A 22,314-nucleotide genomic window follows, 5' to 3' on the forward strand; every position below is an offset into this window, starting at 1 on the left:
TGTAGCGGCAACACGGTCCTAGATGTTCGACCACGTAGTGTTCGTCCCGGAGGTGAAGCCCGCCCCTGCGAATCGGTCGCTCTCGTCGAACACCGACCGGATGACCGAGGGGTCTTCGAGCAGTCGGTGGCGCAGAAAGCTCCCGCGGCCGCGGCCGCCGCCGGTACGGGTGATTTCGAGCATTTCGAGGAACTCCCACTCGCGCAGTAGGTCGTGGACGCGGCGCTTGGAGAGTGCGTCGAGACTGACCTCGGCGCAGATGTTCTCGTACGCGGCGTACACGTCGGTAGTCTCGAACGTTCGCGTCTTCTCGACGAGCGCCAGCGAGACGACGGCCAACAGCGTCGCCTTCTGCTGGGTAGTCGCACCCACCAGCAGCGCCTTGACTCGGTCTCGCTCGGCCACGCTGTCGGCGCGCCGGACGTGGTCGACGGTGATGGCGTCGGCGTCGTCGCACGTGGCGAGTTCGCCGGCGTGACGTAGTAGGTTGATCGCTCTCCGCGCGTCGCCGTGTTCCTCGGCGGCGAGTGAGGCGCATTCCGAGATCACGTCGTCTGAGAGCGCGTCGCCAACGAAGGCGTCGGCGCGACTTCGGATTATCTTACGAAGCGCTCGGCGGTCGTAGGGCGTGAAGACGATCTCACGCTCCTGTAGGCTGCTTTTGACCCGCTCTTCCAGCCGGTCCCGGTACCTTATCTTGTTGCTGATACCGACGACGCCTACCGAACAACGGTCGAGTTTTCCCGTCTCCGCCGCGCGCGATAGCTGCATGAGCAGGTCGTCGTTCGCCAATCGGTCTATCTCGTCGAGAACAACGAGCGCCACGTCAAAGCGAGCGTCGAGTACCTGCCAGAGGAGGCGGTAGTACCGCGACCGACCGAGTCCGGTCTCCGGAACGGTGAAGTCGGTCGTGTCAGGGTCGTTCAGCGCCCGTACGATCGCCCTGACCGCCCGAGTCTCGGTGTCGTCCTGCGAGCAGTCGACGACGACGCGGCCGACCGAGACGTCGCTCGTCGCTGCGGCGTCGACGATTCGCGCCGTCGTGTACCGTGCGCAGAGCGACTTGCCGGTGCCGGTCTTCCCGTACAGAAACACGTTGCTCGGCGTTCCACCCGTGACCGCGGGATTGAGTGCAGTCGCGAGACGTCGAATCTCGTCGTTTCGGGCGACGATACCGTCGGGACCGGGGACGTAGCCGACGTCCAACCGCCCCTTCTCCGTGAAGATTCTGTCTTGACCCTCGAAGGCGTCCTCAAGGGCACCCGCGTTCTCGACCGATTCGTCGTGCCGTGCCATGCGCTAACAGTACCAATACATGAATGATAAACGCATCGGGAGGAGAGCAGTTCGAGGGCGTTCGGTGGAACCCGAAGAATGGAGAGGTGGACTAGGGTAGTCAAAACACCGAGTCGTACGCGACGACGCCTCGCTCTCCTGCATATCACCTCGGCCCCCCCTCGTTTCATCTGAAATCCGTTACAGATATAGATCTGTAATGGATTGTGGGACAATTACTCACTCGAAATTTACTCGTGTTACGGTGAACTACTGGCGAGAGCGAGCACGAAAGCGACCGCTCGCCGAGCGTCGGTGCAGTAGCGTATCGCAGAACCGGGAGCGTCGACTCAGTCGAGGTACTCGGTCGCGCTCTTGTGGAGTGCGACGAACCCCTCGGCGAACTCCGCACCTCTGGTCCGGCCGAGTACTCGTGCTTCCGCTCGAATACCCTCGACGAGTCCGTCGAACTCGGCGTCGATACCGCCGTGCTCCTCCAGCCACTCGACTTGCGACTCGTGTTCGAGGATGGCGTCCTCTTTCGTCGACTGGTGGTCGCCGATATCGACGTACGTCTCGGGTTCGAACGAGGACGTCGGCTTTCCAAAGTAGTAGACGTTCTGCGGGTCCCACGGCTCGTACTCCGTCTCCAGAAGCGGGAGTGAGCACATGTAGTACGCGTCGGTCACCAGCCTCGACGTGGCCCGGTGGTCAGGGTGCATGTCGTCTCGGTAATGGGTGAGGACGACGTCCGGACGATGTTTGCGCAGAACGTCGACGAGTTGGAGTCGGTTCTCCATCGAGTAGGTCACGCGCCCGTCCTCGAAGTCGAGGAAAACCGCCTCCGCGCCGAGCGTCTCCGCGGCAGCCTTGGCTTCGTGCTCGCGTGTCGCCGCGATTTCGGCCTCGGTCGTGTCGAAGCCCCCGTACTCGCCATGGGTCATGTAGACGATAGTGACGTCGTCGCCACGGTCGGCGTGCTTTGCGAGCGTCCCGCCGCAGAAGACGTCGGCGTCGTCGGGATGTGCAACTACTGCTGTGAGATGCATACACAATTCAGTAAGGCAAGCCGATATTAAGCGTTTCGACGAGCGCGCCTCGTCAGAGGTTCGGTCGGTCGCCAAGTCCGCCGCTGTCCGTTCTCTGCGCGGAAGCCGCGGGTGGCTACGCGAAGATGTGTTCGAGGTCACTGCGCACCCGCGGCGGCATCCGCTCCGGCGCGGTCCGGTACGGCGGTACCTCAGCGGTCACCCAGTCGTCGTACCCTACCGCCACGAGCGCGTCGACGACGGCGCTCCAGTCGACATCACCTTCCAACGGGTAGGTGAAGCCGTCGATAGTATCGACGTCGGTTCGGAAATCCTTCACGTGAACGCGCTCGATTTGGTCGCCGAGGATACGGATCCACTGCTCGGGGCGGCCGAACCGCCTGACGTTTCCGACGTCGAAGTACGCCCCGACCGGACCGGCCGTCGACGCCTCGTCGACGAATTCGGCGAACTCCAGCGGCGAGAGCAGGAAATCGTTCCAGACGTTCTCGACGCAGACGGTCACGTCGTACTCCGCGCCGACCGACGCGAGTCTGCGCACCGACTCCAACGCCCGCTCGTAAGCGTCGTCGTAGCGCGTCTCCTCGTCGACGACGGCGGGGACGATGAGGACGGCACCGGCGTCAAACGTGTCTGCGAGCGCGATCATCCGCTCGCCCGCCTCGATGCCGGCCGCGCGCGTCTCTTCGTCCGGACTCGACAGCGTCCGCTCCCAGTGTAACGTCGTCGAGACGGCCGGGACGTCGAGTCCGGCGGCGTCGATTCGGTCGGCGAGTTCGTCGACAGCCTCGTCGTCCCATAACGGACCGTCGGCGGTCAGATTCGGTTCGATACCGTCGTACCCGGTCGCAGCGAGCAGGTCAACGTTCACGTCGAGGCGTTGCTCAGGGAACCCCATCTGGTTGAGTGCGAACCTCATGCACAGCAGTTCCCTTCCGCGGTGATTTATAGATTCGTGTGGCGGTCCTCACAGCGACGGTAGAGCGGCGTCGTTCGGGCGGATAGCTTTAACAAGGTGTGTGATTCACGTGAGTTCGTGCCACTTTCGGTCGGATTCGTCGGCGCGGGAGGTATCGCATCGGTTCACTTAGAGACGCTCGACGACGCGTCTGAGACGGGACTCGTGGACAGCGACGGCAACGTGGTCGACGTCGAACTGGCGGCAGTCGCCGATGTCGACGAGACGCGAGCGCGGGGGGCGGCTGTTCCCCGCGGCGCAGAGGCGTACACCGACGGCGTTGAACTCGTCGAGTCGGAGTCGCTCGACGCATTCGTCGTCGCCGTCCCGCCGTTCGCTCACGGCGAGTACGAACGGGCGGCGGCGGCACACGGCGTCGACCTGTTTGTCGAAAAACCGGTCGACTTGACGGTCGACGCGGCACGTGAGACGGGTCGTCACATCGACGACACAGGGATTCTGGCGCAGGTAGGCTACGTCTGCCGATACGCGGGGATAACCGAGCGTGCGCTCGACCTACTCGACGGTCGCCGCGTCGGCCACGTCGACAGCACTTACTGGGCCCCACTTCCCGAGACGCAGTGGTGGTACGAGCGAGCGCGCTCCGGCGGACAGATAATCGAGCAGTCGACGCATGTCTACGACCTCCATCGATACCTCCTCGGAGAGGTGACCGCCGCGACGGGCAGCGGGACCGACGGTGTGCTCGTCGACGCCGTCGACTTCCAGGACGCGACGTCGGTAACGCTCGACCACGAATCGAGTGCGGTCTCGCACGTCTCGTCGGCCTGCGGAACCGCCGACCCACGCTTCGTCGTCCGTATCGCCGCCGAAGATGCGTTCCTCGAACTCGATTACTTCGGGTATACGCTGTCGGGGACTATCGACGGTGAGCGCGTCCATTTCGAGGCCGATGGCGACTGGTACCGCCGCGAGTTCGAGGCGTTTCTTCGGGCGGCGGCCAGTGACACGGGGACGCTCGGTCGGCACGGCGGAGACGACGGCCGCTCGGCCGACGTTCGTTCGACGTACGACGACGCGGTGAACACGCTGGAACTGACGCTCGCGGCGCGCGAGGCCGCCGAGACGGGCGAACGGACAGAGTTGGACTGACCGACTCGCGGAGCTCCAGCGGTTCGAATCACCCTGTAATTTTATTAGGGACTGTTACAATTCACCACGCAGTGAGTTCGCATGGGTAAGCTAGACATCCGCAACCTACAGAAGGTGTTCGCGGACGGAGACCGATCGATTGTCGCGGTCGACGATCTGTACATCGACGTCGACGACGGCGAGTTTCTCATCTTCGTCGGCCCCTCGGGGTGCGGCAAGTCGACGACACTTCGGTGCATCGCCGGCTTGGAGACGGCCACGGAGGGGATGATACTCCTGAACGGAGACGATATCACGCGACAACCGCCGACCGAGCGCGACATAGCGATGGTGTTTCAGAACTACGCGCTCTACCCGCACATGTCGGCTAGAAAAAACATTGCCTTCGGGCTCAAAATGTCGACGGACATGTCGAAAGACGAGATCGAGCGCCGGGTCCAGCAGACGGCGGAGATGATGGGCATTGAGGACCTCCTCGACAAGAAACCGGGCGAACTCTCCGGCGGGCAACAGCAACGCGTCGCACTGGGCCGCGCCATCGTCCGCGAACCCGAGGTGTTCCTGATGGACGAACCGCTCTCGAACCTGGACGCGAAGCTCCGCACGACGATGCGGACGGAGCTTCAGAACCTCCAGCAGAACCTGGGCGTCACGACCATCTACGTGACGCACGACCAGACGGAGGCGATGACGATGGGCGACCGCATCGCCATCCTCGACGGTGGCGAACTTCAGCAACTCGGTACGCCGCTGGAGTGTTACTACGAACCTGCGAACCGGTTCGTCGCCGGGTTCATCGGCTCACCATCGATGAACTTCTTCGAGGTGGAGTACGCCGACAGTGCACTCGTCCATGACGCGTTCCGGTACGAACTCTCGCAGGCGACACGCGAAGAACTCGTCGGACGCGAGGGACCGCTGACGCTCGGCATCCGCCCGGAGAGCATCGAAATCGTCGACGCAGGTAGCAGCGACGACTCGATTCGAGCCCCCGTTTCCGTGACGGAGCCGATGGGCGAGACGACGTACGTCTACGTCGACATCGGCGACGAGCGGTACACGGTGACGCTCGACGGTGAGCGGGTGGTTGAACCGGGGACAACGCTCGACATCGTCATCCCCGAGGAGAAGATGCACCTATTCGACGCCAAAACCGGCGAGACGGTCAAATCGCGGAGCGTCTCCGCAGCGACGAACGTCGACGTCAACGCTCGCGCCTGAGTGCAGTCCCCTGCGGCGCGTTCGCTCCGGTTCGATCACTGGTGAGTCTCTCGTGTGTTATGGTATCGTATACCAAAGATTTATTGTATACCCTCTGTTTGTTCCTCTGAGGCTAGTATGAGCAACAGAAATCTCACTCGGCGCAAGCTCCTCGCGCTGACCGGTTCGATGGGCGCGGCGGGTCTGGCTGGCTGTTCGAGCGGTGGTGCCGGCGGCGGAAACGGCTCCGGCGGCGGTGGCGGCTCCGGCGACGGCTCCGCGACGTTCTGGGCGTGGAACGACCCGGGTCTCGCACCGATTCGCGAGGAACAAGCCAACGAAATCGCAGAACAGAGCGACACGATCTCCGACGCGAGTTGGGAGTACTACCCCTTCGAGAACTACCTGGCGAAATCGACGACCGCCATTCCAGCCGGGAACGCCCCGGACAGTCTGGCGCTGTCGGTGCTTTGGGTGCCGCGCTTCGCCGACCAGGGCGTCGCGTTGAACCTCGAAGAGAACGGGTTCAACCCCGACGACTACGTCTCGGCGGCACGGCGCAACGCGAGCTACGACGGGACGCTGTGGGCCGTGCCGTGGTACGCGGACTGCCGCCTCATCGCCATCAACACGTCGATGTTCGAGGAGGCGGGATTGGAGGTTCCCGACCCCACGCACCGCTCCAGTTGGGAAGAGTTCGCGTCGTGGATCGACGCGCTCGGAGAGTCGGGGAAGGCCGCGTTCTCGATGTCGGCGGGCGAGGGGTTCGACTGCTTCGCGCTCTCGAACGGGAGCGGATTCATCAACGAAGATGGTACCGAGGCTATCATCAACAACGACGCCGCCGTCGAGGCGGCGAACTACCTGCAGCCGAAGATCGTCGACGACGGAACAGTTCTTGCGCGCAACCCCGGCGGTACGGACGCCATCGAGGATCTCCTCGCCGGAGAGGCGGCGATGTGTTTCGCCGGCTCGTGGCACTACCCGCGCCTGCGTGACAGCGGCCTCGACTGGCAGTACATCCCCTATCCCAGTGGTCCGCAGATCGACACGAGCCACACTTGGAGTGCTGGCGTCTTCTACACGGTTCCGAGTCGCGGCGGTGCGAACCAGGAGATCGGGCTCGAGTGGCTGAACTACATCAACTCGATGGAAGTCCAGCGGAGCGTGACGAAGTCGATGGGCGGGTTCCCCGGTCGAAAGGACGCTTACGAGACCGACGAGTTCAATCAGTTCATCAAAGACAACCCGAAACTCGAACCAGTCGCCCAGGAGATGGAGAACACGAAGCCGTTCCCGAGCCACCCCGAGGTGTCCAAGATGTGGGACACGGTCCACACGCAGGCGCAGGCGATGTGGCAGGGTGCGGACCCACAACAAGCGCTCGATAAGGCGGCGCAGGATATCAACGCGCTCCTCTAACCATGGCGCAGTCACAAGAGTTACAGCGCGTTCGTCGACGCTTCAGTGGCTATGTCTCCGATATGGGCGTCGATACCTCCGAAACCGACCTCTCGTGGTACGCCCTCGTCTTACCGAAGGCGATCCTGTTCGCGGCGATTCTGCTCGTGCCGTTCATCGGCGCGTTCTACATCAGTCTCCACGAGTGGGCGCCGTTGGCACAAGACCACCCGTTCATCGGTCTCGACAACTACGTGCGGCTATTCAACGACCCGATATTCTACAACGCGATTATCAACACTGCCGGGTACAGCGTCGCGCTACTTGTCTTCGACGTACCCATCGCACTGGGGCTCGCGCTGCTGTTGAACATGAACCTTCGCGGGACGAAGTTCTACTCCGGGGCGATATTCCTCCCCGTCGTGACTTCGTGGGTCGTCGTCTCGCTCATCTGGACGTGGCTCTACAACCCTGAGTACGGGCTGTTGAACACCTTCCTCGGCTCTATCGGGCTGCCACAGCTATCGTGGCTCCAGAGTTCGAGCACAGCGCTGGCGTCGATCGCGCTGATGAGCGTCTGGAAGCACATCGGGTTCAATATGGTCATCTTCCTGGCCGGACTGAAGGGTATCCCGGACGACTACTATGAGGCGGCCATCATCGACGGGGCAAACCGCTGGGAGCGGTTCCGGTACATCACGCTGCCGCTTCTAAAGCCGACGACGTTCTTCGTGTTCATCGTGACGCTCATCTTCTCGTTCCGCGTCTACACGCAGGTGTACGTGATGACGCAGGGCGGGCCGGTGCGGTCGACGTATACCATCGTCTACTACTTCTGGCAGGCCGGCTTCCAGCAGTTCGAGATGGGGTACGCCAGCGCCATCGCCGTCGTGCTGTTCCTCATCGTCTTTGGACTGAGCATCCTCCAACAGCGGACGTGGGGTGACGACGTTGAGTACTGACGAACTCCGGTTCGACGACGACCGTCCGAGCGTCGAGCACGAGGGCTCGTGGTACGACACGCTGGCGAAAGTCGTCGCTCACGTCATCCTGCTCACCGCGAGTGCCATCATGACGATTCCGTTCATCTGGGCGTTCCTCACTTCGTTGAAGCCCGAGAACGAAATTTTCACCACCATCAAGCAGATCATCCCGTCGGACCCGACGCTCGTCAACTACGTCAACGTCTGGATGCAGAACCCGCTCGACCGATGGATACTCAACAGCCTCATACTCGCGGTCGGCGTCGTGTTCTTCACGCTGCTTCTGGACACGCTCGCGGGCTACGCGCTCGCGAAGGGTGACTTCAGGGGCAAGTCATTCGTCTACACGCTTGTCATCGGGACGCTCGTCATCCCGCCGCAGGTGGTGCTCGTCCCGCTGTACCTCGAGATGAACGCCATCAATTGGTCGAACACGTACTGGGCTGTCATGGTCCTGTACATCGCCAACCCGTTCGGCACGTTCATGATGCGACAGTTCTTCCTCGGTGTGCCCGACTCGCTCATCGAGGCCGCGAGGATGGACGGATGTAGCACGTTCCAAATTTACACTCGTATCATGCTCCCGCTGGCGAAACCGGCGTTGTCGTCGCTCGGCGTGTTCACATTCATCTTCGTCTGGGGGGCGTTCCTCTGGCCGCTTGTCATCCTCAACGACTCGTCGATGTACCCGCTGCAGGTCGGTATCGGTCTGCTCACCGGACGGTACGGGTCGCAGTGGGGGCAGTTGCTGGCGGCGGTCATCCTCGCCGCACTGCCCGTCATCGCTGCGTACCTACTCGCCCAGCGGACGTTCATGGAAGGTATCGCGCTCACAGGGGGGAAAGGGTAGATGTCGCCCGACGTTCCCACCGTGGTGTTACGCCTCGGCTACGCCGGGCAGAACGAGCCGGTAGTCGGCGGTGCGCTCGTCTTCCTGATCGCCGCCGTCGGCGTGCTATACCTCTCGTTCGTCCGCGACGAGATGGACGCTGGACTGGTGATGAAGATCGGTGGCTTCCTCTTGCTAGGGATGGCGCTGCTCGCGTACTTCTGGCCGATGCGACCGTGGCCGCACTGAACCGGCGAGATCACCCGCGTCAACGATTCACTTTTCGCGCGCCGACCACGGCGGCGAATCACTCTTGACATCCCCTCCACCCTGAAGGCGGGGTTTTCGCCTCGTAACATCCATAACACTACACTGCTCAGTAAGGAGCATGCGAATCGCAGTCGGTGTGGTGAGCCACGAGACTAACACGTTCGCCGAAGGGACGACCGGCATCGAGACCTTCGCAACTGCCACCGGTGACGAACTACTGGAGGCGGAGGTCGGGCGGTCGTTCGGCGGCATCGTCGAAACGCTCGAAGCCGAGGACGTCGAGTTACTGCCGACGGTTGGTGCGAGCGCGCTTCCCGCACCGACCGTCGAAGCGGAGGCGTTCGAGTGGATGAAACGCGAACTCCTCGACCGGCTGGACGGCGAATCCGTCGACGGGGTCTGTCTCGACCTCCACGGGTCGATGTTCGTCGCGGGCGAACCCGACCCGGAGGGCGAACTCCTCGCAAGCGTTCGTGAGCACGTCGGTCCCGAAGTATCGATAACAGCGGCGCTCGACATGCACGCGACGATAACCGAGCAGATGGCTAAACACCTCGACGGCGTCGCGGGCTACCGAACCGCCCCGCACACCGACGTCGCGGAGACGGGCGTCCGGGCGGCGAAACTGCTGCTCGACGCCGTCCGCGGCGAGAAGTCGCTTACGCTCGGCTGGCGGCGACTGCCGATACTGTTGGCGGGCGAGCAGTCGGAGACGGAGGCCGAACCGATGCGCAGCCTCATCGACCGGCTCCGCGAGGCGGACCGAGCGGACGGCGTCTACGACGCCAACTACTTTCTGGGGTTCCCATGGGCCGACAACCCCCACGCGGGGTGTCACACGCTCGTGACGGGCGACGCCTCCTCGGCGGCCGTCGTCGACGAGACGGCAACCGACCTCGCGCGGGCGTTCTGGCGGCGACGCGCCGAGTTCGACTTCACGACCGAGGCGTACTTGCCGACCGCGGCGCTGGACGAGGTCACCCAGACTGACGTCCAACCGGTCGTCGTCGCCGACACGGGCGACATCCCCGGCGCGGGTGCAAGCGAGAACACGGCGAACCTCCTCGCGGAGCTACTCGACCGAGACGACCTCGGAACGCCGCTCGTCGCCGTCGTCGCCGACGCCGACAGCGCCGACCGCTGTCGCGCGGCGGGCGAGAAAGCGACCGTCTCGCTCGAACTCGGACGCAGCTACCCGGACGGGACGCCGCTGAAGTTGCCTGGGGCCCGAGTCAAGCGTTTGGACGTCGAGGACACCGACACCGATACCGACGACGGAGTCGGAACCGCACTCGTCACGGTCGACGGTGCGGACGTCGTCGTCGCCGAGCACCGAACGAACGTCCACCGTGACCCGACGTTCCTTCGGCGACTTGACGTCGACCCCAGCGACCGCGAGCTGGTCGTGCTGAAGAGCGGCTACCTGAGCCCGGCGTGGAAGGCGGTCGCCGCGAAGCGACTGTTCGCGCTGACGCCCGGCGAGACGAATCAGCGACTCTCCGAACTGCCGTACGAGCGAGTACCGCGGCCTATCTATCCGCTCGACGAGGACGCCACCTGGTCGGCATAACGGGTGGTGGACCTAACGAGCCGGTCGGCGTAGCGGGCGGGACGGCGCCCAGGTGGTTACGGTCGTCATCCTCCCTGGTGACTTTATGCGAGGAGTGGGCGATACGACGCGGAGAACTATGCCGCGGTGAGGAAGACAGCCGCTTCGCCGAGCGTCTTCGCGGCGACGGAGAGTCCAGTGAGCGCGTCGCTCCCGTCGAGACTCCGAACATAGACGGAGAGGGACGCGCTCATCGCGGGGAACAGCGTCCCCATCAGAGACGCCACGACCAGCAGGGCGGCGAAGTTGCGGTCTCGCACGAGCGACGCCGCACGGAGACCGACACTCTCGGTCGGCGGACGGCGGTCGACGGGAATCCGCAGGAGGACGACCGCGAGAACTGCCATGCCGACGCCGAAGACGCAGAAGACGACGGAGCCGAGACGCGCGTTGGCGACCCCGGCACCCACTGCGGAGATGCCGAAGTCGATGCTCCCGTACGCACGGACACTCTCGTACGACAGCCCCGCCGAGAGCAACATGGCGTTCGCTACCGGCCGAATCGCGGCACGGAACACCGAGAATCCGACCGTAACGGCGGCGACGAACGGAAATACCGCCGCGACAGCCGGATACGACGACCCTAGCACGCCCGCGACGACGACGCTCACGAGAAGGGTTCGTTGTTGAGCGCCGAAGCGGTCGCTCAACAACCCTCACCCGGGCAGCGCGAGGATGCCGGCCGTCCGGAGGAGGAAGTCGACGGCCCCCATCTCGACGCCCGTGAGTCCGATGTCCTCGCAGTACGCGTTTCGGAACACGACGAACCCGCTCCACGCCGCGAAGTAGAGGAAGTAAAACGTCTTGAAGTAGTCGTGGTCGTCCATCTGAATTCGAGTACGGCAGACCGGGTTTAGTCGCTCGCCGTCAGACGAGTCTCACGAGGCGTTCGTGGAGCGTGCAACCGGGAAACCGCCGGCACCGCAGTCACAACGTATCGAATTCCACGACAGTCTTGATGACGTCGTCGCCCGTCTCGAACGCCGTCTCCGCCTCCTCCGGCGAGTAGACGCCCGTGACGAGCGCGTCGGTGAACCAGCCGGGGAACTCGGCGAGTCGCCGCTTTGCGGCCTCGAACTGCCGGACGTTCGAGTTGACGCTGCCGAACAGCGCCTTGTTCTCCAACACGAGTTCGCGGTGGAGGCGGCCGCCGTCGACCTCGAACTCCCAGTCGTTCGGGATGCCGAGGAGGGCACCGACGCCGTTCGGCGCAAGCGCGTCGACGGTCTCGAAGGCGTGTTTCGCGTGACCGGTGGCCTCGTAGACAAAGTCGACCGCCTCGTGTACGTCGGCTATCGTATCGACTGGCGTCTCGCGAGAGTCGACATACGTTGCGCCGAGTCGTTCGACGATGTCGATGGTCGGGTCCGGTCGGTCGCGGCGACCGAGACAGTACGTCCGCTCAAAGGGAAGCGACGACGTTCCCAATGCGGCGAGTGTGAGCAATCCGAGCGGTCCGTTCCCGAGGACGAGTGCGCTTTCGGGGTCCCACTCGAACGCCGAACGGGAGGCAAACGCGTGGTCGAACGCTTTCTCCGTATTCGATATCGGTTCGATGAGGAACCCGTGCTCGGCGAACTCGTCGGGAACGGCGACGAGAAACTCCGGTGAACTCGCAAAGAACTCGGACATGTAGCCGTGGGCGCCGACGATACCGCGTTCAACGTATAGTCCGTCCGGAGCCATGTCGGGTTCGCCGCGCTCGAAGTAGCCGTTCGTCTCGCCCGGGGGTCGCCGGACCGTCGGGACGACGAGCGTCCCCTCCTCCAGTTTGGTCCCGTTGGCGTCCTCGACGACGGCGACAGCCTCGTGGCCGAGAATCTGGTAGTCGTCGTCTTCGGGGTAACCGCCGTGGTATCCGCGAATCACCTCGTGATCTGTGCCGTCGATACCGACCCGCAGTGTCCGCAGGAGCGCCTCACCCGATCCGGGCGTCGGCTCGGGAATGTCTCTCAGTGTCGGGTGGGAGTTCCCCTCCTCGACGGTGATGGCTTTCATCCGACGGCCCTCCCGACCGGAGTCGCCAGTCCAGCCGTCGCTGCCTCGCGATCGCGTTCGTCGCCACTCGTTGGCATGATCCTTGGTTACTCGGCACTCGTGATAAACGCACCGACGGAGTCGGACGACGGGCCGGTGAAGCAGGAGTCGAACCTGATGCCGACGGGTTCGGGACTAACCATTTTACCGACGAACGCGCCTCCTCGGTCGTAATTGAGAACGAGACGGGAGGGGTCGACGAGTGGTCCGGTCCCCGTCGATCGTCGCGGCAGTGTAAAGTCGGTCGGGTAATAGAGACGTACGGACTCGACGGCCTGCGCTCTCGTGTTCCTGCAGCGGCCACGTAAAGCGTCGCTGCCGCAATGGAGCGGAGGGCACTGTCTAGATACTTGACTTCGCACGTTAGCCGAAGATCGTCTCGATTTCTTGCATTAATTCGTCGTGCTTCGGTTAGGACGGCTGAGCGCCCAGAAAAGTAGGTTCTCGATACTTCCACCGAAGAATCGTTTGATGTCGTTGTGAAGCGACGTTGCTCAGGCGAGAATTGTTCCAAGAGCGCTGTGTGCAGTACCGAGCTTCAGGAGATTGTAGGCCAGCATCAGCAGGTGCCAGTCGCCACTGGCACCTGCGGTATGCCGGAGCTCGCAGCCACCAAAACCAAGATTCTGCTTGATGTCTCTGAAGAACGTCTCAACTCGCCATCTCATCGCATACAACGTGATGAGATGGTTTGCCGGCGCGCCGATCTCGTTCGACATGATATACTTGACGTTTGGTTCCTCGTTTTCCTCACTCGATTCTTTCGTGGTGATGAGCAGTTTCACACTGCCGAGGCGGCTTACGTCACGTTCTGTGTCTAGATGTGGTATGTTTCTCCGGCGATCGTTCGCGGGACCGTGTTGATGCGCTCTGCCAGCGAATCGACACGGATTCGCTCACTTCCATAGGTGACGCGTGCGTCGCTTTTGACCGCTGAAACCCACTCCTTTCCGTAGGTTTCGAGGTGGATTACAAACTCCTCAGAAACATAGGTCATGTCGAAAAGATAGGTGTCCCGGCGGACACCTATCTCGATGAGTTCATTGACAAGTTCGATGGTCAGTTCGACGCGTCGCTGTGCCCCTTTTTCGTAAAGTCGAAGTCCAAGAGGAGAGGTGGTTTTTCGTCGGCGTAGAGTGCGTAGATCAGATTCTGTCCCCAGATGTAGCCGGGAGAGGTATAGTCGTATAATTCCCAGCGGTAGAGATCTGCTCACCGGTCTTGTGCGTGAAGGTATCATTGATGATAAGCCACCTTCACTGCTCCACTTTGTGTCGTTAATCTGTTGAAGAAGCGCCAACCGTTCTTATTGAATTGGTCTTCGTCCCAGTCGTACTCTGTGAGAAACCTGTTCAAGGCCCGGTCGCTTTTAGTGGGAAGAACGTGGTTCGAGATGCCCTGAACGGTCTTGTTGCCGGCGGCAACAAGACCTGTAACGTATGGCTTGACGTGGTGTTTCTGTCTCGTTAAGAATCACTCTAGCCGGTCGATTGGGTCGGTACACGACAAGAACGACGTGATTAAAAGCATCAGCGATTCACGCTAGCTCTACGCGCTTAGCTGGCATAAGGTGCAAAGTTAAGTAATTAGATAATGCCGTTCAGGGCATTCCCTGGTGGAACTCGAACATGCCATCCAGTCGGACCGCGCCACCCTAGCTCGTCCAACGTAGACGAGGACGTCGCGGCGATTCCACGACAAGAACCTCGTCCTCTAGTTTTTTATCATAGTGGATTGTTTTATCTTGTAATGCTTCACGCTAGAGGAGTTCTCCTCACCATTGATGTGAGTGACCGTTCCACGTCGACGACCAACATTGAGGGCGTTCTCTCGCAATTCATTGGCGGTCGAGGTGCAGCGACGAAACTCGCCCACGACCGTATTCCGTTCGACGCTGACCCGTTTGGCCCGGAGAACCGCGTGTACATCTCGGCCGGTCCGCTCCAGCAGACCCAGATGAGCTTCACCGGCCGAATGAACATGACTGGGCTGTCACCGCTAACTGACGGCCTACTATCGACCAACGCGGGCGGCTACCTCTCGCGGAATTTCGTCGGGTCCGGTCACAGTGTTGTCGAGATCACTGGTCAGAGCGACGAGCTGCTCGCGATTCATGTCACAGACGAGGGCGTCGAGTTCGAGGAAGTATCTGATCTCGCGCAAGCGACTGTCCCCGAGGTCACCGACGCGATGAACAAACGCCACGAACTTGAGAGCGAGAACCTTGTAACAATAGGTCCTGCCGGTGAGAATCTCGTTCGGTTCGCCTGCCCAATGACTTATGACAGTCGGGCGTTCGGCCGTGGTGGTCTAGGTGCCGTCCTTGGCTCCAAAAACGTTAAAACAGTGTCCTTCCGGGGCGATTCAGAACCGTCAGTCGAGATCGACGAAGATGTCCAGTCAGAACTTCATCGTGAGGCAGCGACCACTGACGACATGATGAAGCGGCAGGGCACCACCTCGGGGACTGAGTTCATCAACGACAACTTCTCACTGCCGACGCGGTACTTCTCCGAGCAGTCGTTCGAACACGTCGAAGCCATCGGCGGCGACGCCGTCGAGGAGAAAAAGTACAAGAAGGCAGCGTGCTCGGTCTGCGCGTTCGCATGTAAGCTCCCAACTAAGGACGAGGAGCGCGGCCTCGTGACCGAGGGACCCGAGTTCGAGACGGTGTTCTCATTCGGGTCGAACTGCGGCATCGACGACGTAGTCGATGTGATGCAGTCCAACGAGCTATGCGACATTTACGGGATGGACACCATCTCATGTGGCAACAGCGTCGCCGCATATCTCGCGGCCCACGACGAGTTCGGTAATGCAGAGCGCGTGCACGAATTGGTCGAGAAGATCGCCTACCGGGAGGACGAGGGCGATATGCTCGCGGAGGGTGTCAATCGATCCCACGACGAGCTCGACGTCAAGAACTTCACCGTGAAGGGCATGGAATTCGCCGCCCACGACGGCCGTGCTCTCCACGGCCAGGGCCTGTCCTACGCAGTCGCGAATCGCGGTGCCGACCACATGTACTCGACGATGCTCAGCCTGGAGTATGACGGCAAGATCAACCCCGACGGAACCGCTGGTAAGGCCGAAGTCCTAATCGAACAAGAGAACCACCACGCAATCCGCGATAGCGGAATCTTCTGTGCGTTCTCAGGAGACTACTTCACCGAGGAGCAAAAGGAGATTCTCTTCGAGGCCGACTATGAATCGTTGCTTGAGGTCGGCTCGCGGATAATCGAACTCGAGCGGCACTTCAACAATCAACGCGGTATGGACGCAGAGGATGACCGCATTCCCTACGACCTGCCGGATCTTGAGGAGTCGATCCAGGAGTACTACGAGCTGCGAGGCTGGAACGACGACGGCACAGTCCCTGAGAGTGACGTCAGTGACGTCGCGACCGCGAACGACTGATCACCCGCCTTGGATCGACGGTGTGACGCGAATGTCGTCGTCCGCTTCTAGTTCTGTATCGAGCCCGTTTTGGTAACTCACGTGTTTCCCATTCCGAGTGATTGTTATCGAATCTCGTAGTTCACCATTCATGAACAGCAGCTCTTCGAGTTCGGAGTGGTCAGCGGTGACCATCGCGAGGAAGTCGTCAACTGTCATCCCCGGCTCAACTTCACGTTCGACGGTCTTTTCGCCGATCCCCTCTCGGAGCGGCCCAAAAAAGTGACATCGCACCTGCATTGTCTATGAGTTAGTCACGAGTACTTGTTATACTACCGATAGACTTTCCAAAAACACATGGACCCTCCACCCGGAGTACGACCATGCAGATCGAAGTGCGAGCATACGGGATGGCGCGATTCGCGTTGGATGATAAACAACTCACGGTGGCCGTCGACGATGGAGCAACCATCGGAGACGTACTGTCGAACTTGGCCGACGACCATGGCGTCACCACGAACGACTTCGTCGTCATGAAGGACGGCACTCACGTCAAACATCTCGACCGTGACGCGAGACGGCTCAACGACGGCGACCGACTCGTCCTAGCCGATACGATCGACGAATGAACGATCGCTCTTAGGAAGGCGATTATTGGTTGAGAAGCGCTGTCGCTGTGAAGCGTAGCGAACAAGGGTGACGCGCACTCATTATCTGGAGCAAATTTCCCATTTGAACCTCTGAATTTGGAGGTGAGCACCGCAAACCTGCTGGAGCAGGTTCGCTGGCGCGATGGCCTCCAGTGCCCGCGCTGCCGGACTGCATCGGTGATCAAGTACGGCAGCTATTGAGAGTAGCGTATCAGCGGTATCGCTGCAAGGATTGTGGATGCATTCTGACCTTGACACTGAATTTCCCGGCTGGACTGTTTATATAAAACGCTACATGAGATTTGATTTCGGTATTCAGGAAGTCGATAGCTTTCGTCGGACGAGTTAATGGATATAATGAGAGGCTCGTATAGTACCATGAAGACCGATAGCTCTATACCTTTGATAGCTAATGGCCGTAAAATCCAATCACAAACGATTTGATAATCTAGTCTGAAGGTTCTTCCGCGAGTAAGAAAGCACCGGTGAGGACAACGATAAGGTAGCGAAGAAAACGCGACGGGGCGGAACTTAACCGTCTGATCCGTTTCAACCGTCTTAGTCCCGTCCCACACTTCCCGATTCTTCGTCGCTCTCAGCGGTGGAAATCGATCGAGCGCTCACCATTGTCACGAACGACCGTCGTACTCTCGGGCTCGGTTCGTGCGATTGCACGGCCGTCCTTGAGTACCAGTGTTCGTGATGCGCGCGTTCGGAGCGCATTGAACGGGTCCGGTGAGTCGTAGATGACGAGCGATCCCTCTTGACCGACAGCGAGACCGTATTCACTGACACCGAAAATATCCGCGTTCGCACCGGTGAGAAGTTCCCAGAGTGAGCCCACGTCGTCTCGTCCGTTCATATGCGCGTAGTGTAATAAGACGAACGCAGCGTCAATCGGATCCCCCCGTCCGTAGTGATACCAAGGGTCCATGATGGAGTCGTGGCCGAGTCCAACGGTTACGCCGGCCTCACGCAACTCGTCGATGCGGGTATGCCCTCGACGACGCGGATAGTCGTCGTACCGTCCCTGTAACACCGAGTTGTCCGGTGGATTAGTGACGACGCTCACCTCACTCTCGGCAAGCAGCGAAATGACCTTTGCAGCGTAACTGTTCGGGTAGGAGTGCATCGCGGTCGTGTGACTGGCGGTCACTCGATCACCGATACCCCGCTTGATCGCCTCGCTCGCGAGTACTTCAGTAAAACGCGAACCGGGATCATCCGTCTCGTCGATGTGGAGATCCGCCGGTCGGTCGTACTCCTCGGCGAGATCCATCGAAAGTTCGACCGAAGCGACACCATCTTCGCGCGTGTGTTCGTTGTGCGGAATTGCACCCACGAGGTCGGCTCCCATCTCAAGCGCTTCCCGCAGAAGATCTTCGTTAGTGTCGTTCGTGAAGATCCCGTCTTGGGGGAATGCGACGACCTGAAGATCGACCAGATCATCGACCTCCTCGCGAAGCTCAAGTAGTGCCCGAACACCGCTCAGTGATTCCTCGGTCGTATCTGCGTGCGTTCGAACGCGTGTGACGCCGTTGGCTGCGAGCCATTCGATCGCCTTTTCGGCCCGTGCTTTCACATCGGCTACCTCGAGCGACTGCTTTCGCTTAGACCAGATACCGATTCCCTCTGTGAGAGTCCCTGATTCGTTCCAATTCGGCTCACCGGCGGTGAGCGTCGCGTCGAGGTGGAGGTGAGGTTCAATCAGCGGCGACGTCACGAGTCTGCGGTCTGCATTGTACCGTTGATCGTCCGGGACTATCGACGGATCGATCGAACCCGCATCCTCGAGACGGCTGATCGTGCCGTCTTCGATCGCAATGTCGACCGATGAGCCATCGCGCGTTGTTGCATCGATAATGAGATATCTCGTCATACAAACCGTATTCTCAGAAGTATATAAATAGTTCTGGGTCAACCGTTCGAGCACTACGTTTCTGATTCGGAGCGATAGTTGATGTATATTATTACTTGTTCACTCCGGACCGAAAGATAAATTATGATTGTACGGTCTGTTGTGAATGATGTCAACATATAATGATGAATTCAACTGGCGGTGAATCGTCTTTGATCAACAAGACCTCCCCGACCCCAATTATCCGCTCGATTACGTTCCGAAAGACGAACGAAAAGGATTGATCAGCCTCTCGGCAGTGCCGGTACCGACGCTAAATACCCAAGTACCTCCGAATCCGCCGACAAGCGGTCGTATCCTGCCGGAAACAGTGGGGGCAGCCGATTCGAGGATAGGAGTACCGGCCACGTGGCATGGCCAGCAGCTCGTCGGAGTGCGAACCTGAAATATCCCAACTCAGCGAGCCTCTGCTCGTGGGAATTCTTGCTCGTCAGGGCGGAGATTATCAATTAATTGAATGCTTCTCAAGTGCGAGTTTCACTCCGAACCCGACGAGTATGCTCCCACTGACGTACTGGACCGCTTTGCGAATAGCGTCGGAGTGAAGCAGGCGGTGACGGACCTGGCTGGCGAAGAGTGCGACGCCACCGAGGTAGAGGACGCTGAGTCCTGCATAGAGCATCCCTAGAATCGACATTTGGAGTGAGGCATTCGCGGTCGCTGGGACGAACTGGGGGAAGAACGCGAGGACGAACACCGCGACCTTTGGGTTGGAGACGTTGATGACGACCGCCTTCCGGTAAGATTCTGCGAGTGAGTAATCCTGCTCCGCGAGGTTGGTTTGAAGCTCGAACCGTTCGTCGCTCCGAAACATCTGGACGCCGAGATACAGGAGGTACGCGGCACCGACGTATTTCACGACCGTATAGGCGAGCACGCTCGTACGTAAGAGCGCGGCCAGACCGAGCACAGCCGCAGCCGTATGGACTAATACCCCGGTCGCCGTCCCAAGCCCTGCGATGAATCCCGCAGAGCGCCCGCCCCTGAGCGATTGCGTCACGGTGTACACCGTGTCGGGTCCGGGCGCGATTATGATTGCGAGAACGGCGGGGACAAACGCAGCAAGCGTGGCAAGTTCAACCATGTCTATCCGTAATTCCCGTGTAACTGACTTATGTTGACCGGTGTTCGTATCCGCTCCGACCACGTCGAGCGCAGTCTCGACTATGTTCCTGATCCCGATGCTGCTGACACTGATATCGACCGATTCAGACGTGATAATCGCCGATAGAACCGTGTTGCGTTTGCACGAGTTCCTCTCTGAGCAGTTCCAAGCCCGTCACCAGGAGCAGGCTGGAGCGAAGCACCGCCTGCTCCATAATCCTACCGATCAGACGATTGAACGACTTAACGTTACCGACGAGAAAACGCATGACAGCACGTCGTTCAGGATAGAGTCGTGGCTTGGTAGTCGGCTGTTTCTGCTCGACTTAGCGTACTTTACGTACCGCCGTTTCGCGTTGATCGACGAGAACGACGGTTACTTCGTGAGGCTGCTGAAGGAGATCGCAAATCTGGTGATACGGCGGAATTACAGGAATGGCGCGGCCGCGCCATTCCCTTTGAAAGGCAAGCAGATCCGCGATGTCGTTGAAGATGTAGAATCTGCGTATCGATTGTCCTCTACGACGTTACGGATCGTACCCACGATTTTCAACGACGCGTGCGGCGACTTCTTCCGGGGTTACACGCTCTAGCGCCAGATCGATAAATGCTTGATCAATTTCGTACCGTCTGTCATTCCTCACATTGTATCCACGCTTTAGATGCCCCTCAGCATCGTGCATTAGATCTTCATACCGGAACACTTCGCTCTCTTTGAAGAACATCGCGAACTGTTCTCGGTCCCATGATGTTGGTATGCTGTTCGCGATCTCCTCGGTTTGATTTTGCACCGACTGTAACCCCCTATCCGTGTTCTGGGCTTCAGTATTCGAAGGGAGAGACTGCTTCTGAGGCTCTTCTTGCGTCGCTGAGTTGCTCTTTGGTTTCTTCGGTTGATGCGTTTTACTCTCCGTTGTCTCGTCGTCGATGAAATCGTCGAACTCACTCATTGGTCACGCCTCCACGCTCGATAATGCGGGCTAATTCGTCCACATGCTCAAGAGTCAACTTGTCGTTTTCACTCATTGATTCTTGCATCTCAAGGTACCGCCCGAACGGCATATTCTCTTCTTCGAGGGCGTTCTCGAGGTTTGAATTCTTCCGTAGTCCTGGTTTCGGGACTTCCATCTCGCCCGCATCGATAGCATCCCACTCTTCCGGTGGAATACGGGCAAATGATGGAAGATATTTCGAAAATGTTGCTGATCGATTTAAGCTCTCAAGGAGTCGTCTGTCCGCTTTGTCGTGCTTGATGTACTCGGTTATCATATTGGGAACAATGGCGAGAATTTTGAAATCCAGTTCCTCAGGCATCTCACTGATGACTCGTTCATAGGTCCGTTTGAATCCTGACCGATTCATGTCCCCTGGAGGGATCGGAATTATCGTCCGCGCTGCTGCTCCGTATGCAGCTTTGGCAATGTGACTCCACTCGCCTCCCCCATCCATGATAATGAAATCATATTCGCCACTGTCGAGGAGTGGCTGGATGAAGTTTTTCTTGAGGAGTGTGATGCTTGTATCGCTCAGTTCGCTTTCGAGCGTACTCAGCTTAACCGATGCAGGGACGAAGTCCCATTCCCAATCACTGGGATAGATGTACTCATCATACTCTCCGTATTCATGGATGACAATATTCGTTAGATCATGCGTTGGATTCGAGAATACATCCTCATATCCGAGGCTCTCGGTAATGTGGCCGTTTGGATCGAGGTCCATGAAGAGAACATCGTGGCCGCGTACGGCTAGTCGATCGGCGATGTTGAGTGCGAGAATAGATTTCCCGACGCCGCCCTTGAGCATATTTACGCTCACAGCTTGGCCGGTAATTGGTTCTGCTTCGGTCTCTTGGGTTCCTAAAGTATTGGCGGTCATGGTTGGGGCTGCGTCGAGATGAGCGAATTCAATGGGGATGAGTTCGTGCACTGACTACGATCTTCCGGACCCCGGATCCAATAATATGATAATAATGATATGATCCGTTCATTGCGAGGAACCCCATCTGATGACCTTCGTTGCATAATCGCCTATTCGTTGGGTTTGAATGATAAAGCTTTGTCAGACATAAGTCAGCTTACTGTGAGAAGTCCGCAAACCAGGTATACACAGCGAGCCTCATTAACACAGCTTCTTTTGCAAAGCTAGCATAGTAGAGGAAGTCATCTGGCCTTGCTTAGTTTACTAAGTTAGCTAAGTTGGCTAACTCAGCACAGCTCACTAAGTATCCTTTGTCACCTACCTTAGCGTTCTTCGAACACTAATTGAGGCTAAATGAATGGTCTACCGACTGTAGCTGCTTATAAAGCCCGTATCATCATCTGAATGACGTCTTCTATCATGGCGTAAGATCACTAGAGTTCCATGTGATAAAAATAATTGGACGAGATGAATCGGATGGTCGGTACAGAAAGGACGTTTATGATCTATACTTCGTTCAGTAATCATCCATAGAATCATGTATATTAAGTATATATCAGATAAATCCGTTAGTTTCGGTGATTCCTTGAACGATAGCGTGATTA

General features: G+C 59.3%; 20 protein-coding genes and 3 pseudogenes. 11 read left to right on the forward strand and 12 right to left on the reverse strand.

The annotated features are described in order from the left end of the window. Window positions 1-18: 18 nt before the first annotated feature. The 3 genes from C3L37_RS18195 to C3L37_RS18205 all read right to left on the reverse strand — a co-directional run bounded on the left by C3L37_RS18195 (window position 19) and on the right by C3L37_RS18205 (window position 3,243). On the reverse strand, window positions 19-1,296 hold the full coding sequence (locus C3L37_RS18195; RefSeq protein ID WP_129116000.1) for a Cdc6/Cdc18 family protein: 1,278 nt from the start codon (window positions 1,294-1,296) through the stop codon (window positions 19-21). A gap of 329 nt (window positions 1,297-1,625) precedes the next feature. After that, the gene (locus C3L37_RS18200; RefSeq protein WP_129116001.1) at window positions 1,626-2,324 is read right to left on the reverse strand and encodes a PIG-L deacetylase family protein; all 699 of its coding nucleotides are present in this window, start codon (window positions 2,322-2,324) and stop codon (window positions 1,626-1,628) included. Window positions 2,325-2,439: 115 nt separating this feature from the next. Beyond that, window positions 2,440-3,243: a sugar phosphate isomerase/epimerase family protein gene (locus tag C3L37_RS18205; RefSeq protein ID WP_129116002.1), complete on the reverse strand. Its 804-nt coding sequence runs from the start codon at window positions 3,241-3,243 to the stop codon at window positions 2,440-2,442. Window positions 3,244-3,360: 117 nt separating this feature from the next. Between C3L37_RS18205 and C3L37_RS18210 the strand changes: the two genes are divergently transcribed. The 7 genes from C3L37_RS18210 to C3L37_RS18240 all read left to right on the forward strand — a co-directional run bounded on the left by C3L37_RS18210 (window position 3,361) and on the right by C3L37_RS18240 (window position 10,648). Beyond that, window positions 3,361-4,395: a Gfo/Idh/MocA family protein gene (locus tag C3L37_RS18210; protein WP_129116003.1), complete on the forward strand. Its 1,035-nt coding sequence runs from the start codon at window positions 3,361-3,363 to the stop codon at window positions 4,393-4,395. Between the two features lie 81 nt (window positions 4,396-4,476). Next, window positions 4,477-5,616 carry an ABC transporter ATP-binding protein gene (locus tag C3L37_RS18215; protein WP_129116004.1) on the forward strand — a complete coding sequence of 380 codons (1,140 nt, stop codon included), beginning with the start codon at window positions 4,477-4,479 and terminating at the stop codon, window positions 5,614-5,616. 117 nt (window positions 5,617-5,733) lie between these two features. Beyond that, window positions 5,734-7,017: an extracellular solute-binding protein gene (locus tag C3L37_RS18220; RefSeq protein ID WP_129116005.1), complete on the forward strand. Its 1,284-nt coding sequence runs from the start codon at window positions 5,734-5,736 to the stop codon at window positions 7,015-7,017. A gap of 62 nt (window positions 7,018-7,079) precedes the next feature. Beyond that, complete coding sequence (locus C3L37_RS18225) at window positions 7,080-7,958, forward strand: carbohydrate ABC transporter permease (RefSeq protein ID WP_228546335.1); 879 nt, start codon at window positions 7,080-7,082, stop codon at window positions 7,956-7,958. Then, window positions 7,939-8,829 carry a carbohydrate ABC transporter permease gene (locus C3L37_RS18230; protein ID WP_129116007.1) on the forward strand — a complete coding sequence of 297 codons (891 nt, stop codon included), beginning with the start codon at window positions 7,939-7,941 and terminating at the stop codon, window positions 8,827-8,829. The genes C3L37_RS18225 and C3L37_RS18230 overlap by 20 nt, the downstream gene beginning before the upstream one ends. Then, window positions 8,830-9,057: a hypothetical protein gene (locus C3L37_RS18235; RefSeq protein ID WP_129116008.1), complete on the forward strand. Its 228-nt coding sequence runs from the start codon at window positions 8,830-8,832 to the stop codon at window positions 9,055-9,057. 139 nt (window positions 9,058-9,196) lie between these two features. After that, a complete protein-coding gene (locus C3L37_RS18240; protein WP_129116009.1) occupies window positions 9,197-10,648 on the forward strand; it encodes a M81 family metallopeptidase in 1,452 nt (483 codons plus the stop codon). 116 nt (window positions 10,649-10,764) lie between these two features. On the opposite strand, the gene C3L37_RS18245 is transcribed toward C3L37_RS18240, so the two are convergent. The 4 genes and pseudogenes from C3L37_RS18245 to C3L37_RS25845 all read right to left on the reverse strand — a co-directional run bounded on the left by C3L37_RS18245 (window position 10,765) and on the right by C3L37_RS25845 (window position 14,254). Further along, complete coding sequence (locus tag C3L37_RS18245) at window positions 10,765-11,337, reverse strand: MFS transporter (protein ID WP_164974802.1); 573 nt, start codon at window positions 11,335-11,337, stop codon at window positions 10,765-10,767. Between the two features lie 6 nt (window positions 11,338-11,343). After that, a complete protein-coding gene (locus tag C3L37_RS24515) occupies window positions 11,344-11,514 on the reverse strand; it encodes a hypothetical protein (RefSeq protein WP_164974803.1) in 171 nt (56 codons plus the stop codon). Between the two features lie 100 nt (window positions 11,515-11,614). Further along, window positions 11,615-12,685, reverse strand: coding sequence for a glucose 1-dehydrogenase (locus tag C3L37_RS18250; protein ID WP_129116011.1), 1,071 nt, complete (start codon window positions 12,683-12,685; stop codon window positions 11,615-11,617). A gap of 402 nt (window positions 12,686-13,087) precedes the next feature. Beyond that, a pseudogene (locus C3L37_RS25845) lies at window positions 13,088-14,254 on the reverse strand (IS701 family transposase). A gap of 219 nt (window positions 14,255-14,473) precedes the next feature. Between C3L37_RS25845 and C3L37_RS18260 the strand changes: the two are divergent. Further along, a complete protein-coding gene (locus tag C3L37_RS18260) occupies window positions 14,474-16,141 on the forward strand; it encodes an aldehyde ferredoxin oxidoreductase family protein (RefSeq protein ID WP_129116012.1) in 1,668 nt (555 codons plus the stop codon). On the opposite strand, the gene C3L37_RS18265 is transcribed toward C3L37_RS18260, so the two are convergent. Continuing rightward, window positions 16,142-16,420, reverse strand: coding sequence for a ubiquitin-like small modifier protein 1 (locus tag C3L37_RS18265; protein ID WP_129116013.1), 279 nt, complete (start codon window positions 16,418-16,420; stop codon window positions 16,142-16,144). Window positions 16,421-16,566: 146 nt separating this feature from the next. On the opposite strand from C3L37_RS18265, the gene C3L37_RS18270 reads away from it, so the two are divergent. Both C3L37_RS18270 and C3L37_RS18275 read left to right on the forward strand, forming a co-directional pair. Further along, window positions 16,567-16,749, forward strand: a complete 183-nt coding sequence (locus C3L37_RS18270; RefSeq protein ID WP_164974804.1) for a MoaD/ThiS family protein — start codon at window positions 16,567-16,569, stop codon at window positions 16,747-16,749. Between the two features lie 111 nt (window positions 16,750-16,860). Further along, window positions 16,861-17,006: pseudogene (locus tag C3L37_RS18275) on the forward strand (transposase); the annotation flags it as partial. A 359-nt stretch (window positions 17,007-17,365) separates the two neighbouring features. Here the strand turns inward: C3L37_RS18275 and C3L37_RS18280 are convergent. Continuing rightward, window positions 17,366-18,649, reverse strand: coding sequence for a cytosine deaminase (locus tag C3L37_RS18280; RefSeq protein WP_129116015.1), 1,284 nt, complete (start codon window positions 18,647-18,649; stop codon window positions 17,366-17,368). A 484-nt stretch (window positions 18,650-19,133) separates the two neighbouring features. Then, the gene (locus C3L37_RS18285) at window positions 19,134-19,772 is read right to left on the reverse strand and encodes a LysE family translocator (RefSeq protein ID WP_129116016.1); all 639 of its coding nucleotides are present in this window, start codon (window positions 19,770-19,772) and stop codon (window positions 19,134-19,136) included. 57 nt (window positions 19,773-19,829) lie between these two features. Here C3L37_RS18285 and C3L37_RS18290 point away from each other — a divergent pair. After that, a pseudogene (locus C3L37_RS18290) lies at window positions 19,830-20,301 on the forward strand (transposase); the annotation flags it as partial. Window positions 20,302-20,319: 18 nt separating this feature from the next. Here the strand turns inward: C3L37_RS18290 and C3L37_RS18295 are convergent. Continuing rightward, window positions 20,320-20,742 (reverse strand): hypothetical protein, encoded by a 423-nt coding sequence (locus tag C3L37_RS18295; RefSeq protein WP_129116018.1) that lies wholly within the window; start codon window positions 20,740-20,742, stop codon window positions 20,320-20,322. After that, the gene (locus tag C3L37_RS18300) at window positions 20,735-21,718 is read right to left on the reverse strand and encodes a ParA family protein (RefSeq protein ID WP_129116019.1); all 984 of its coding nucleotides are present in this window, start codon (window positions 21,716-21,718) and stop codon (window positions 20,735-20,737) included. The genes C3L37_RS18295 and C3L37_RS18300 overlap by 8 nt, the downstream gene beginning before the upstream one ends. Window positions 21,719-22,314 lie beyond the last annotated feature (596 nt).

Origin of the sequence: Halegenticoccus tardaugens (genome assembly GCF_004116405.1) — an archaeon.
Taxonomy (GTDB): Archaea; Halobacteriota; Halobacteria; order Halobacteriales; family Haloferacaceae; genus Halegenticoccus; species Halegenticoccus tardaugens.